This window comes from Pseudanabaena mucicola FACHB-723 (assembly GCF_014696385.1).
Taxonomy (GTDB): Bacteria; Cyanobacteriota; Cyanobacteriia; order Pseudanabaenales; family Pseudanabaenaceae; genus Pseudanabaena.
The window spans coordinates 71,231-85,812 of record NZ_JACJQB010000001.1 but is presented as its reverse complement, the minus strand read 5'-3'; the positions used below and the strand labels follow the sequence as shown (position 1 = coordinate 85,812).

At 42.2% G+C, this 14,582-nt stretch carries 15 protein-coding genes; 10 read left to right on the top strand and 5 right to left on the bottom strand.

From position 1 onward, the window contains the following. The first annotated feature begins 63 nt into the window (after positions 1–63). Together H6F41_RS00365 and H6F41_RS00360 are read left to right on the top strand one after the other, a co-directional pair. On the top strand, positions 64–306 hold the full coding sequence (locus tag H6F41_RS00365) for a hypothetical protein (RefSeq protein ID WP_190401484.1): 243 nt from the start codon (positions 64–66) through the stop codon (positions 304–306). Next, positions 293–745 (top strand): HNH endonuclease, encoded by a 453-nt coding sequence (locus H6F41_RS00360; RefSeq protein ID WP_190401483.1) that lies wholly within the window; start codon positions 293–295, stop codon positions 743–745. The genes H6F41_RS00365 and H6F41_RS00360 overlap by 14 nt, the downstream gene beginning before the upstream one ends. Positions 746–1,036: 291 nt before the next feature. Here the strand turns inward: H6F41_RS00360 and H6F41_RS00355 are convergent, their stop codons facing one another. Then, positions 1,037–4,417 carry a UvrD-helicase domain-containing protein gene (locus H6F41_RS00355; protein WP_190401482.1) on the bottom strand — a complete coding sequence of 1,127 codons (3,381 nt, stop codon included), beginning with the start codon at positions 4,415–4,417 and terminating at the stop codon, positions 1,037–1,039. A 268-nt stretch (positions 4,418–4,685) separates the two neighbouring features. On the opposite strand from H6F41_RS00355, the gene H6F41_RS00350 reads away from it, so the two are divergent. Continuing rightward, entirely contained in the window at positions 4,686–4,946 is a 261-nt protein-coding gene (locus tag H6F41_RS00350) for a hypothetical protein (RefSeq protein ID WP_190401481.1), read from the top strand. A gap of 162 nt (positions 4,947–5,108) precedes the next feature. Here H6F41_RS00350 and H6F41_RS00345 read toward each other — a convergent pair whose 3' ends face one another. Together H6F41_RS00345 and H6F41_RS00340 are read right to left on the bottom strand one after the other, a co-directional pair. Continuing rightward, positions 5,109–5,429 (bottom strand): DUF5615 family PIN-like protein, encoded by a 321-nt coding sequence (locus tag H6F41_RS00345; RefSeq protein WP_190401700.1) that lies wholly within the window; start codon positions 5,427–5,429, stop codon positions 5,109–5,111. A gap of 1 nt (position 5,430) precedes the next feature. After that, entirely contained in the window at positions 5,431–5,649 is a 219-nt protein-coding gene (locus H6F41_RS00340) for a DUF433 domain-containing protein (RefSeq protein ID WP_190401480.1), read from the bottom strand. A 132-nt stretch (positions 5,650–5,781) separates the two neighbouring features. Between H6F41_RS00340 and H6F41_RS00335 the strand changes: the two genes are divergently transcribed. Both H6F41_RS00335 and H6F41_RS00330 read left to right on the top strand, forming a co-directional pair. Continuing rightward, positions 5,782–6,093, top strand: a complete 312-nt coding sequence (locus H6F41_RS00335) for a hypothetical protein (RefSeq protein ID WP_190401479.1) — start codon at positions 5,782–5,784, stop codon at positions 6,091–6,093. Then, positions 6,093–6,329 (top strand): DUF2283 domain-containing protein, encoded by a 237-nt coding sequence (locus H6F41_RS00330; protein ID WP_190401699.1) that lies wholly within the window; start codon positions 6,093–6,095, stop codon positions 6,327–6,329. Before H6F41_RS00335 ends, H6F41_RS00330 begins: the two co-directional genes overlap by 1 nt. Here the strand turns inward: H6F41_RS00330 and H6F41_RS00325 are convergent. Next, complete coding sequence (locus H6F41_RS00325) at positions 6,309–6,545, bottom strand: hypothetical protein (RefSeq protein ID WP_190401478.1); 237 nt, start codon at positions 6,543–6,545, stop codon at positions 6,309–6,311. The two genes, H6F41_RS00330 and H6F41_RS00325, sit on opposite strands and share 21 nt — an antisense overlap. Positions 6,546–7,118: 573 nt before the next feature. Next, complete coding sequence (gene hisD, locus H6F41_RS00320) at positions 7,119–8,417, bottom strand: histidinol dehydrogenase (RefSeq protein ID WP_190401477.1); 1,299 nt, start codon at positions 8,415–8,417, stop codon at positions 7,119–7,121. A gap of 167 nt (positions 8,418–8,584) precedes the next feature. Between hisD and larE the strand changes: the two genes are divergently transcribed. From larE to H6F41_RS00295, 5 genes are all read left to right on the top strand, one after another. Continuing rightward, positions 8,585–9,415 carry an ATP-dependent sacrificial sulfur transferase LarE gene (gene larE / locus H6F41_RS00315; protein WP_190401476.1) on the top strand — a complete coding sequence of 277 codons (831 nt, stop codon included), beginning with the start codon at positions 8,585–8,587 and terminating at the stop codon, positions 9,413–9,415. 9 nt (positions 9,416–9,424) lie between these two features. Beyond that, positions 9,425–10,921, top strand: a complete 1,497-nt coding sequence (locus H6F41_RS00310) for a DEAD/DEAH box helicase (protein ID WP_190401475.1) — start codon at positions 9,425–9,427, stop codon at positions 10,919–10,921. Positions 10,922–11,115: 194 nt separating this feature from the next. Then, complete coding sequence (locus H6F41_RS00305; RefSeq protein WP_190401474.1) at positions 11,116–11,817, top strand: peptidoglycan-binding domain-containing protein; 702 nt, start codon at positions 11,116–11,118, stop codon at positions 11,815–11,817. A gap of 102 nt (positions 11,818–11,919) precedes the next feature. Next, positions 11,920–13,755, top strand: coding sequence for a peptidoglycan-binding domain-containing protein (locus H6F41_RS18845; protein WP_190401473.1), 1,836 nt, complete (start codon positions 11,920–11,922; stop codon positions 13,753–13,755). A 5-nt stretch (positions 13,756–13,760) separates the two neighbouring features. Next, entirely contained in the window at positions 13,761–14,564 is an 804-nt protein-coding gene (locus tag H6F41_RS00295) for a hypothetical protein (protein ID WP_190401472.1), read from the top strand. Positions 14,565–14,582: the final 18 nt, after the last annotated feature.

Below are 14,582 nucleotides of genomic sequence, written 5' to 3'. Positions count from 1 at the left end.
CACGAAAAATTGCAGGATAATCACCAATCGCTATAATAAATTATCGGTAAGAGTTAAAAATTTATGACTGCAACACTTGTCAAACCGTCATTATTAATTCATGAGATTTGCGTTGAGAAGGTTGGCAATCTGAATCTGTTTAAGTTTAGCGATCGCCTACAGGATCGGATGGAGTTGCTTCTAGAGAAAAGAAAAGTGGAGCCGCTTTCTGTTGAAGAGATTCCTGAGTTAGAAACTATTGGGGAGCTAGATCGGATTTTTACTCACATTAACGCCATGCTTGCTGCTCAAAATGCCAATTCCTGATGCGATAAGGCAAATTGTCCGCGAACTGGCAAAATTTGTTTGTGAATATTGCCATTCATCAGAGCGACTAAGTGCTTCTCGATTTACGCTCGATCATCTCATTCCTGTATCGCTGGGAGGCTTGGATGATATTGATAATCTTGCGCTTGCTTGCCGCCGATGTAATGAGAGACGTTATAACTTTGTTGAGGCGATTGATCCCCAAACGCAGGAAGTTGTGCCAATTTTTAATCCTCGCAAGCAATACTGGTCAGAGCATTTTGTGTGGGCAAATAATAGTACTGAAATTAAGGGAATTACGGCAGTTGGTCGAGCAACTTGCGATCGCTTAGATCTCAATGATCTGAGATATCCACAGGAGGACTCGATCCGCGCCACAAGACTTTTTTGGACTCAAACAGGACTGCATCCGCCAGAGGGTGATATATGCGAGGTTTAAATAACATAGATTAGAAGGTAAGGATCGGTAGCCTATCCTTACCTTTTACAAATTCTTTTTTATTTTAACGTGAGTTCGGGTTAAGAAAGGCTGAAGCCTATATCTATCAATTGATATTCTCCAGAACAATGCCAAAGTAGCCAAAAATTACAATTCTCTTTTTGAAGTCACTATTGTTAAGCAAAAAACACTGGCTTACAGATGTTTTATTTCCCTTGCAGGGAATGATTTAGAGAGGAATATCGGGCTAAATCCTTAACCCGAACTCACGTTAAGTAGTAAAAGCACTTGTCAGAATGGGATTTCATCATAGTTAGTTATGTCTGGTTCATCTATTTTTGATTGCTTGAAGTTATCGAAACTACAAGTCCATTTGCCATTATTGGCTAGATACGAAGATATAACTTCTTCCTGCTCATTACAAAAATTCACTTCGATACCGTTAGCTTGAGAACTCCAATTGCGATCGCTTAAATATTGCAATCTTGAGCCATCGGCTAGGAATTTCTGGACTGGTTCCACCTTATTCCAAGATATTGATGTGCCATTGTATTTGTATCCTTCAGATTTCAAAAGCTCTTTAATCGCAATAGTAGGATTTTTCCCGCGTCCTTGTTGGTTAGTGACTTTGACGGTAATAAATCGAGTTTCTATGGTGACAACTGGATAATCTTTCCAATCTAGCTCTTGCAGTTGCATTTTGCTGGTTAAGCCTGCAACGAATGGTGACATTTTGAAACTATCTACGACTAGGTATAACTCTTCTTTGGCACGGGTGAGGGCAACATAAAACAGGCGGCGATCGTCTGCAATTAATTTATTTTCATTGTCACCAAAAATACGGAAAAAGATTGAACTAGGATGAATAGTGGGATAGTTATAAGCATCAAGAATAATTACTGCTTGTCGTTCTTTGCCTTTGTATTTATGGGTTGTGGAAATTTCGATGAGTTGTTCTAGCTCTCCAACTAAATTAAGTTTTTTGAGAATATATTTGCGAAATTTATCCAGTTCTTTGATTTGTCTATCCACGCCTTGCAAAGTATTTTTCTTGCTGAGTAGAGCAACTTGTTTCCCTTCTTGGATGAGTTGACCTATTAGGCGAATAATCGCGGCAGTCAAGTCATAGCCATGTTCTTCTTCTTCGATCGCTGTCATTTGAAATTTCGCGATGTTCACAAGCTGAATTTTGCCTTGTAATTGCGTAGATGACTTGGCGGGTATGCCTTTATCGGTCATCAACTGATTACCGATTTCCACAATTTGCGAACCTGATCGGTAATTGGTGGTGATCGGTAAGGTGTGTGATGGTGTGAATATTTGGGTAAAGTTGTTGTAATAGTGCAAGTCTGCACCAGCAAAGCCATTGATGGCTTGCCAATCGTCACCAACGCAGAAAAACAGAGCTTCGGGATTTTGTTTTCTGATGGCTGTAATGAGGTTATGAAAAAGCAAAGAAAAGTCTTGATATTCATCAATCATGATGTATTTAAGCTCTTTCAAGTCTCCTCGAAATTTGCTGCTCAAAAATACGGTATTGCCTTCGTCTACAACTTTTGCGGCTCTTTGCATCAGCCCATCAAAGTCTTCTTCGCCTGTTTGTTGGAGGCGATCCAAGTAGGAGATATAAAAATTCTGGGCTAAATCCAAAAATTGAAACTCTGGTTCGCTTGTTTGAGGATTAGATTTGAAATAACGCTCAATTTTTTCACTCAGTTGATCAGGAGTCAGGCATTGTTTACGACAACGCCCGATAAAATTGGTCATAGATTTAGTAAAGTCATCTATGACACGGTCTTTAACCCTTTCCCAGATTTCTGGAGTGCTGAGACGATTCAATTCAAGACCTAAACCTGTGAGAAGTTCGCGCAAATGGTTTTCCATTCCTTCTCGTCCGTGTGGTTTTAGAATTGCTGGGTTTAATTCAATAAACAAATAATCAGACTGTTCTTCTTCCCAATAATATCGCTTTTGTTGTGATTGTTCATCATAGTTGGGATCGCCTTGCAGTCCAAAATATTCGATTACAATGCCTTTTTTACCATTGACTTCTTTTAAAACCGTAAAGTCAGGATGATAATTAACACCTCTCCACCAAAAGTTTTTTTCATATTTAAATGGAATGTTATGCTCAAATAGAAAATCTGCTATGATCTTTTCCCCTCCAGATTTATAGTTATAGCCGTCAATACCGACTTGTGGTAACGAACGTCTATATTCGATCATTTCTTCTGGCGTTAAATCATATCCACCCTCGGCAATCCTTATCCAAACTTTTCTGAATTTAGCAATCATTAGAGATTTAATCTGTTCAGAATAATTTGGATTTCTGATGTATTCATCAATTACACTTTGCAAGCTACGGCTTTTTGTTTGTTGACCATCTGGCTCATCAAAAATTAGCGTTTCATCAGGATGAACTAAGTGATAAGCCAGTGCATGAAATGTCATGACATAGGGCAGATCATTCTGTAAATGTTTTTGTAATCTTTCTCTAATTTCGTGAGCAGCTTTTCTATTAAATGCTAATAGTAAGATTTCAGATGGTTTAATACCGCAGTGTTTTTGTAAAAATATTGCGCGATTAACTAATGTGGATGTTTTGCCGCTGCCAGCCCTCGCAATTAATTGAACATGACTATTAACTGAGCCAATTGCTAAAGATTGTTCTAGGTCAGGCTTATTTTTTATGTTTGCCTCAGTCCAAGATTGAATAAAGTTTTGCTTTATATCTCTATATTCAAACTGATGGACATGTACTTTGACATATAATTTATAGTTTAATTCGTAAAATTTGTCTGTACGTATATAATCTTCCCTTAAAGTATTTTGTATCTGCTCAATTAGAAGATCTTTTTTCTGCTTATATGAATTAATTTCATCCAATGTAATAGGTGGATATATCTCTTTAAAGAGATTAACAAACTCATCTTTTTTATATTCGGCTTCATCTATGCTAATTCTCTTTTGATGATGAGTTATTATGTTTTTAGCTATAGGCTCATATCCTGAATAAGCAACTGCAATGAAAATTCTTTTACTTAATACAGTTATACGTTTAATTTTCCAATTAATATATTCAAATTTTTGAGTTTTACAGCCTTCTTCGTCAATTAAGACCATATCACCACTTGCTCTCAATACTCGCGGTTTAATACGTTTAACCTCTCTGCCAGTTAGCAATTCCCACGATTCTTCATAGCCTACTATTGTTTTGTAAAAATCTTGTACTGTTTCAATTTTTGTATTCATTAACTGCTGGCACGGAGTAATCATGCAATCATTCAAAAATGTGGAGTCTTTTTCAATCACAGCAATTTTGTTAGTCACTAAATTCAAGTCAAATGTATCGCCAAATAAGTGACTAGCTTCTGATTTAATTGTTGTAGGTGGCAATATTTCTAATTTTTTTGATTCTGTACTAATATTATGAGATGTCTGGCGATTTATGGAAATTTTTTCTTGTAAATGTGCTACCAAACCCTGATATTGCTGATCTAAATTATTTAAGTGTTTATCCTCAGTAAGTTTTTCAAGATGAGATCTCAAACGCTTTAGCTGATCTCTAGGATGAGCTATATCCAGAGATACTTTCTCCGTTACTGATCCGACTGGGCGGCTAAGTAGTGAATTTATTTCATCGATCAGGCTGTTTATCATAGCTTTTGACATAATGCCCCCTAGAAGAAATCCATAATGACAAATAATATTAATCTGCTAGTGTACATAGCCTATTAAAGATGAATAAACAGTGTGATATCGGTAAATATTTAGGATTGCTTGTTATCTTAGCAAATATTAATTGGCAAAGCGCTATATTTTATTTCAATCTTTATGTCGCTAAGTAAAAATCGCCTTAGGGACAAGAAAATCTTTAAATTTTAAAATTGCTACGAGATAGCTTGCTTTATAATGGAATTCAAATTTAGAGGTTCTAGGTATGGATAATAACCACATTGCTACTGCTTGGACTGATGATGGTAATTTGAAGATGAGCATTGAAACTCGTAGATCAATTTCAGGAGATGTTGGACTAGAGACTGATTTATCGGAAGAGGTTTTTTATCTGTCTTTTTTTAAAGGTGAACCAGAAATTGAAATAGGTGATTTGACTGGAATATATGATTTTAAAGATGCTTATATAAAGATTTATCCTAGTAAGTCTGAGATGGATATTTTAAGTTTATCGAAAAGGATATAGCAGAGCGATATGGTAACTCTGTAGCCCTTAATTTTAAAAAACTTGTTAATGGAAGTTGGTTAAGCTGATGTGCATTTAATTTGCATGATTGTTGTGCAATAAAATTACGGCGCAACAATTTGTAGGTTTTGAAGATTTACTGTTATTAAGCAAAAAGCGATCTCATTCTGCAATAATCGTAACTTGCCCCTTACTCACGGAGTCCAGAACTACTAAAAGCTTTGCAGCTAGAGGTTTGAGCGCTGCCAAACTATTTGATGGTGCTTGCAAAACCACTACCGCAATATCAAACTGAGGAAGATTTTGCTGAAAAGATAAATTGCGATCAACCGTCACAAAGACATCAAACTCTTCTACCGCAAGGGCTAAAAGCTTACCGTTTTTGACTCCTGCCCATCCCATCTGCGGAACTGTTTTTACTTCATAGCCAATAATTTCTCTAGCAAATCGACGATCAATACACTCATCCAAAAGAATCCTAATATTACGCCGCCACACTCAACAAGCTTCTTCCCAACTCTTCTAAAAAATAAATAACCTGTTCTCTGGTTACAGTTGGAAAACCATCCAAAAAATCATCAATCGATTCTCCAGCCTTGAGATAATCCAAAAGCGTCTGCACAGGAACTCTTGTATTCGCAAATACAGTTGTGCCGCCCATCACATCGGGAGACCTGCTAATAAACTGTGAATCTCTAAACATAAATTTATGATATTTAGATATATTTAATATTTTAGCAACTATTGATCGGCGATCGCCCCACCCATAAAACTGTCAGCAAGTAATCAAGTGATTAGCTTGTAAGATTACAAAATTTGAATAGACAAATTATACATGAGTCATCTTTTTGATTGTCCATACCTATCAGGTCAAGTAGAACTAAGCGATGAAAGAGAATCACATATTATTCAAAATCATCCGAACACATTACCCGATTACCTTGAGCAACTATCAGATACTTTAGCAAATCCTGATCGCGTTCGTCCTAGCAAGCATGATACCCAAGCATTACTATTTTCTAAGTGGTTTGATACAATTCGTACAGGGCGTTATTTAATCGTGATTACTGTATCTGACCTTGAAGCCAATCGACATTGGATAATTACAGCCTACACAGCGCGTAAACTAGCAGGAAACACACCATGATCGCTCAAAACTTGACCATCCGCTATGACAAAATTGGCGATATTCTCTACATAGATCGCTGTCCGCCCTATGCTGATCAAGAATCAGAAGAAATTGGTGATGAAGTAGTCGCAAGGCTCAATCCTCAGACTGGCACTATTGAGAACTTAGCGATTCTTTTCTTCTCCAAAAGACTCCAAACCACAAATATTTTTCAACTTCCAGTGATCGCTGACCTACAACTTGCAACTTTGTAATATCGACACGCCTTCCACAGATTCAATTATCTTCAAAACTTCTTTTTGTTCATCCTCACTATCCAACATAGCCCATGTTGCAAAGAGTTGATTGATTCTTTCTCGTCTAAGACTTTTCATTTCCAAACTGCCGCCACTAATCTCACTCATGGCAACATCCCAAGCACTTTTGACATCTTTGCCCACAGTTCCGACTTGCTTAATTGCTGTAACCATTGGCTGCACCTATCTATAAGTAGCTGCATTATAACTAAACACAATATCAGGTAATGCTTAGATTTACATAAAATTTTAGTATTAGTAGCGATCATCCTTAAAATTTTAGCAATAATTGTTTTTGTGATCGCACATGTCAGATAAAGCGTATTTTGTCCCGCTTGCTGAATAGATGTACGCGCATCATCTAACTGGCTCAGGCAAAGTTTGCAAGCCCATCTTTTTTCCCTCATTTAGACGTTTGTAAATCCGATCTGGCGCATCATTAACAACCCGAATCTGTACGCGCTTTTTCTGAAAATTTAAAATTTAAGAGCTTATTCCTAGCCGAAAGATCAAGCAGCTTATCTTGAAATTTGCTGATCGTTTGGTAGACAAGCTCTTGACTCATAACAAATTAGGTTTTCTGATTATTTGGTTTCGGTTCTTACCCATCCTATACATAAAGATAAAGACGGCACTGGGCAGATCAACGTATTTGCACCTTTTTTGTCGGCATGAAATGGGTATTTCAGCGCCTATCCCCGATTAGCTGACCAGTGCCAGTTTACCTGCTGACAGGAAATTGTCCTTTCACATATTTTGTAGTCGTAATCTGACGGAATCGCCGTGAGATGGCAAGCCTTCGGCTTCTGTTAGCAGTGCGATCGCACCTGAGACTTCCTTGAGAGCTTCGGGACTATATTGGATGAGACTGGAATGCTTGAGGAAAGTCTCGACACCGAGTGCCGAGGAATAACGCGCACCACCACAGGTCGGCAAGGTGTGATTTGGTCCCGCAAGATAATCGCCCACAGCTTCAGGGGTGGAATGTCCGATAAAAATTGCCCCTGCATGGCGGATCTGATCGACTAAGGTCCAAGGATCTTCGACTTCTAGTTCAAGGTGCTCGGGCGCAAATTGATTAGATAGCTCAGCAGCAGTGCTGAGACTATCGACGACGACAATTAAGCCATAATGTGCGATCGCTTTTTCTGTCATTAGGCGGCGAGGGTGATCTTCCAACATGCGCGTTACTTCTTCCACCACCCGATTGGCAAGACGCGAGTCATTGGTTAGTAAAATTGATGCTGCCATTTGGTCATGTTCCGCCTGAGCCAGCATATCCGCCGCGACATAGGTGGGGTTAGCGCTAGCGTCGGCAATAATTAAGACTTCCGATGGGCCAGCAATGGAATCAATACCAACGCGACCAAATACTTGTTTTTTGGCGAGAGTAACGTAAATATTGCCCGGCCCTGTGATCACATCAACCTTGGGAATGCTCTCTGTACCATAGGCTAGGGCAGCGATCGCCTGTGCGCCACCGACACGATAAATCTCTTCAATCCCCGCCACCTGTGCCGCCACCAAAATTGCAGGATTAATTGTCCGCTCTTGCCCCGGCGGTGTCACCATCACAATCTTTTTCACGCCTGCCACCTTGGCAGGGACAGCATTCATTAATACTGTGCTTGGGTAAGCTGCTTTCCCCCCCGGGATGTAAATACCTGCGGCATCAACGGCAGTATACCGTTTGCCCAAGACCACATCTTTATCGCCAAAATGTACCCAGCTTTTTGGCACACGCATTTTATGAAAGTCTTCGATACGTTGATGCGCCATTTCGATCGCTTTTAGCAGACCACCTTTGACTTGCTGATACGCAGCATCAAGTTCTGATCCACTGACACGCAATTCCGATGCCGTAAAGTCCTGTCCATCAAACTCAGAGGTATAGTGCAGAAGGGCTGTATCGCCTTTGCGTCTTACCGTTTGAATGATTTCCGTGACCGTGGCTTCCTTGTGGATCATCTGATCGTCATAGATGCGATCGCAAATCCGCTTGATTTCGGATTCTGCTTCAGTTCTCTGGGTGACAATTCGTAGCATAGATTGTGACGTAAGAAGCGATGATTAATCCTAGCTTAACCTGTATTCTCGTAAGTTGTGTAAGCTCAAGCTGAAATTTAGTTGGGCAGCGCTCAGTATAATTAAAAAACCCATGGCGTGTGAGCCATAGGTTTTAGGGTTTTATATTTAATTGCGCTCAGCTACCTATGTTAAACGCCACTCTATCTGCAAAGCTCGATCGCCTAAATCAAATTTTCCAAGAGTCTTCAGAAGTCCTAGTTGCCTATTCGGGGGGGATTGATAGCACATTGGTGGCTAAGATTGCCTTTGATGTTTTAGGCGATCGCGCCCTTGCCATTACGGCAAACTCGCCATCACTGTTGCCCGCCGATCTAGCGGCGGCTCAGGTACAAGCTGAGTTTATCGGCATTCCGCATCAAGTCGTCCAAACCGATGAAATGAGTAATCCCAATTACACCTCTAACCCCATTAATCGCTGCTATTTCTGTAAAAGTGAACTGCACGATACCCTCAAACCCCTTGCAAAAAAAATGGGCTATAGCTATGTCGTTGACGGTTTAAATGCTGACGATCTCCAAGACTATCGACCGGGGATTCAGGCGGCAAAGGAACGCGGTGTGCGATCGCCTTTGGCGGAAGTGGGAATTAGCAAAATGGAAGTGCGAATGCTATCGCAACATTTAGGAATGCCTTGGTGGGATAAACCTTCGCAACCCTGTTTAAGTTCGCGATTTCCCTATGGCGAAGAAATTACAATTGAGAAATTGCGCCGAGTGGGTAAAGCGGAACAATATTTGCGGGACTGCGGTTGGCGCGGGGATATCCGCGTGCGCTCGATGGGGGATAATGCCAAAATTGAAGTGCCGAGCGATCGCCTCCATGAATTTATGACGACAATTGCGATCGCAGATCTAACCAGCAACTTTCGTGAGTATGGATTTACGGCAATCACCTTAGATCTAGAGGGATTTCGCAGTGGTAAGCTCAACGATGCGATCATCAGTGCCGTACATTAGACCAGACCTATGCCTCGCACTCCTCAATTAACCTACGATCGCGGCACATTAATTTTGCATCCACCACCCAAGGGCAAGGCATGGATTGAATTTGCCACATGGGATGATCGGATTGAGAAGTTTCGGATTCCTGCCCATCACTATCGCCAATTGATTTTGACGATGCGCTCGGAGGGAATTGCGATCGAGGATAAGGCGCGAGCCTATAGCGAAATCAATCTCACGGCTCACAGCAAAATGGAGCCGTATCTGCATCAGAGTGAGGCTTTGGCGGCTTGGCAAAGGGTGGGCAAACAAGGCTTGGTAGTCTTGCCAACCGCGGCAGGTAAAACCTATCTAGCACAGTTGGCAATGCAAGCTACGAATCGCAGTACCTTGATCGTTGTGCCAACATTAGATTTGATGCATCAATGGTATGCCCATTTATTAGCCGCCTTTCCTGATGTCGAGATTGGGCTATTGGGTGGCGGCTCTCGCGATCGCAGTCCCATTTTGGTGGCTACCTACGACAGCGCCGCTATCCAAGCCGAAGCTTTAGGTAATCTCTATGGCTTAATCGTGTTTGATGAATGCCATCATTTACCAACGGATTTTTTTCGGGTAATTGCCGAATTTGCGATCGCACCCTATCGTTTAGGCTTAACTGCTACCCCTGAGCGTAGTGATGGCAAACATGCTGATCTAGAACTGCTCATTGGTGAGCAAGTTTATCGCAAGTCAGCGGAAGACCTCGCAGGCAAAGCCCTTGCCGATCACAAAATTGTGCAGATTAAGGTTTCTCTTTCCGAAAAAGAACGGGAACTTTATGACTCCCTCATTCAAAGTCGCAATCATTTTTTAAAGGAATCTAAAATCTCTCTTGGTAGTTTGGAAGGTTGGCAAAGATTTGTCCAAGCGAGTGCGCGATCACAAGCGGGTCGTCGTGCCATGCTTGCCCATCGCCAATCCAAAGAGCTATCGCTTGGTACAGAAGCCAAATTACGGGTGCTTTCCGATCTATTAGCACAGCATTTTAGCGAGAGAATTTTAATTTTTACCAATGACAACGCCACGGTTTATCGCATTTCACAGGATTTACTAATCCCTGCACTCACGCACCAAACACCAGTCAAAGAGCGTCACGAAATTTTGACTAGCTTCCGTGAAGGCAAATATAAAACCCTTGTTGCCTCCCATGTGCTGAATGAAGGTGTCGATGTCCCTGATGCCCGCATTGCCATTTTGCTATCGGGTACAGGCTCAGCCCGTGAATATATTCAACGACTTGGCAGGGTGCTGAGACGGGGGACAGAGGCAAATAAACAGGCGATTCTATACGAGGTGGTGACTGAAGATACGAGCGAAGTGCGGACTTCGGAGCGGCGTAGGGGCATTGAGCGACAACAGCAGCCAAATCCAGAGAATGTGATTCAAATCGGCATTGAGTACGATCAAGATATTCGCAAAAAACAGCCTCTCGCGGCGGAAATTTCCGAAGATTACGACATCAATCCCAAAAGCTTGTAAAAGCCTACAGAGCTTTGCGCTGAATTAAAAACAGAGAAATTTTTGAAAGTGCTGCTTCGCAGCACTTTCAAAAATTTCTCTGTTTTTTCCCAAGACCTCAATGGGCAAACCTCATGAAAATATATATGTTTTACCGTAAGATGCCAGAAAAAATCATTTAAAATAAGTTAGACCGTAATCATTCAGTGGCAACTATGGAACTTGCATCATATATATATGCTGCATGGGCGCATGAACAAGCCAGTCAAGATTTCTGCGATCGCAATGGCGATCAAGTTTGTGCAACATTGCCCGCTCCCCCAGTCATTGGCAAATGGCAAGCTTGTTTACTAACTGCGATCGCAATTACCAATGTCGGCAGTTGTGGTTGGTCTGGCAGTGCGGCAGCGAGCCACATCCTAGAACCTGCGGTAAATACTGCGCCTTGGTGCGATCATCTCTATCTTTGTCAGACCGAATATATTTTAGAAGTCCAGACTTTATTAGCTCAGCGCGGTTTTGCGGTTGGTGAAATTGATGGAGTCTATGGTCGAAATACCAAACAAGCGGTGATCGAGTTTCAGAATAGTCAAGCCAGTCTTGCGGTTGATGGTATCCCCGGCGCAGCAACCCTAGCCGCATTAAAAAATTATCCCGCGCAGTCAAAGCCAAGATTACAAACCAAAACGCAAGTCAGGGTCACGCCCACCCGCAATAAAACGGCGCGAACCCAAATTACTAGAGAAATTACTAAAGAAACGACTAGAGAAGTCACAAGAACAGAAAGTTATCGGCAGGTCGTAATTGTGCGATCAGTCAATCCTCATAATTTGCGAAATAGAGATGAGACAGACAGGGACTTGCAAATACCAAATTCCAATCAAAATTCTTCCAAGCCAGACCATAACTCTTCTTAAATTGCTGAAATCATCGGTATCCCTTTGAATTTTCCAATCTTAATCACAAATTTTAATTAAAAAGCAACCCCCTTACAAACTCTAAACACAAGGTCTACAAATATGGAACTTCTCACTTATATCCAAGAAGATGTTATCGATGTTGATTTTGCGATCGCAAGCGATATCCCTGAAAGTTTTCAGGTTTGGCTAGCCAATTTAACCCACAAATCTAGCAAATTGAGTTTGAGCCTACTGCTAGCAGGGACAACAATGCTGGTTGGACTAGGCTCTACTCTCAACGCGATCGCCGCCGATGCCCCATCGTCAGATATGCAGTATGTGCAAACACTGCTCGCAAATAATGGTTTTTATACAGGCGATATTGATGGTGTCGCTGGCACAGCAACTAAAAATGCCATTCTTCGCGCTCAACAAGCCTATAACCTCCCTGCGGATGGCATTGTCGGCAGCCAAACAATTGCGGCTCTCGAAGGTGGCAAAGTCGATAAGTCCGAATCTGTGACTGTCGATGACACCCAAATTCGCACCTCATCCACAGTCATGAATTTGCAAAAGCTTTTGACCGATCGCGGATTTTATAACGGTGCTGTCGATGGTCTTATGGGCGATCAAACTCGGACAGCCATCATCGCTGCTCAAAAAGCTTACAATCTCAACCCTGATGGTATTGCAGGGCAACAAACTCTCGCAGCACTAGAGTCAGATGGGGTAGCAACCAAAGAAAAAGAATTACCTAACAACACCAAAAATAAGAGTGCCGAGATTTCTAATCTCCAAGAGCTACTCCAAAAACGAGGCTTTTATAATGGTGCAGTCGATGGCATCATGGGCGATCAGACTCGGACAGCCATCATCGCCGCTCAGAAAAGCTATGGACTAACCGCCGATGGCATTGCAGGCCCACAGACCATCAACGCTTTAGAGTCAGGCAGTAGCACTGTGACTAAATCCGAAAGTGCAACAGATAAGGATGTAGCGGCAGTACAGCAGCTATTGGCAAAACGCGGATTTTATCAGGGTGCAATTGACGGCATCAGAGGCAAGCAAACCGATGCGGCGATCGTCGCTGCCCAAAAAGCCTATGGCTTAACAGTTGATGGTATTGCGGGTTCACAAACCATTGCAGCCTTAGAAAAAGATGCCAAAGTCGCCACACCTGCGGCAACTACTACTAATCAAGCTGCCAAAAACGCTCAACCCGTGAAAGATAACACCGACAATAACATTACCAATTTGCAAAATCTGCTCACCGATCGCGGATTTTACAATGGACCGATTTCAGGAATTCTGGGTGCAAGAACTAGGGAGGCAATTGTGGCTGCTCAAAAAGCCTATGGTTTAACCGCCGATGGTATTGCTGGCCCAAGAACAATCGCCGCTTTAGAATCAGGTTCGCCTAAACAAACAGTCACAGTTACCCCTGTACCTGTTCCCCCCGCACCTGTCACACCTATTCCCGTAATACCTACGCCCGTAGTAACTGCACCTGTTACACCAACAATCCGCGTAGAACCGAAGCCACAGGTAACACCGATTCCTCAACCCACTGTAGCCGCCGCCCCACCTACCGCAACGCCTATTCCTCCAATTCCTGTAGCACCAAGTCCTAAACCTCAACCCACCGCCGCTGCTCCCACGCCTACAGTTGCAGCCACACCCAAGCCAACTACACAGCCCACAGCCGCCGCAACTCCCACCATAACCACGCCGCCAGCTACCACGGCAGCAGCAAATAACCAAATTGCTGAACTACAACGCCTACTAGCTCAGAAAGGTTTCTACACTGGTAAAGTGGATGGTGTGCTGAGTGGCGAAACGCGCAATGCCATCGTTAGAGCACAAAATTTCTACACGATCAGCCCTGCTGATGGTTCTCCAAGCAATAAGCTGCTCGATGAGTTGAACAAAGACAAATTCATTTCTGAAGGCAATTAATTTCCATGCGGCTCCGCAACGTAGTCATTAGTACAGCGATAAATATTAGTGCGATCGCAATTTTCGCAGCGATCGCACTGAGCTTGCAATTCCCACGACTCAATCAGCAATTGAGTGGTCAAACCAAAGCCACAACGGTCAAAGAAGTCAGGGACGAAGAGGCAAGACTAAAGCTAATCCGTCAATTGCCGTCAAGGGGACTAGGTTTTAATAACATGATCGCCAACTTTACGTTTTTGCAATTTTTGCAATACTTTGGTGATGATGTTTCCCGCAATCAGTTTCAAACAGGTTATGGGTTAAGCCCACTATATTTTGCTAACATCATCGAGCGTGATCCCCGATTCCTAAGTAGCTACATTTACATGTCGGCTAGTGTATCGATGTTTGCGGGGACACCTAGAGCCGCCATTGATATTTATAGCAAAGGGTTAAATTATTTAAGTCCTGAGCAACAGTCTAAAGCCCATTTAGTTTGGCGATATAAAGCAACAGACCAACTACTTTTTTTAGGTGATACCAAGGGTGCGCGGCAATCTTACTTGCAAGCTGCAGATTGGGCAGACAGAGGTAGTCTGATAGACAAAGAAATTTCTGAAGATCTAAAATTTATCGCCAGTTTATCCCGTCAATCAGCGCAATGGCTGGAACAGGAGCGTGATGTTAGTAAAGCTCAAATCGGTGCTTGGTCGTTGGTATTACAAAATGCCACTGACAAGAAAACCGTCGAGACTATTGCTCAAGAACTAGATAAACTGGGCATGAAAATTGAAATTAAAGATGGCATACAAATAATTGTCCCCAAATAGAAATTGCGTCGCCTGCAA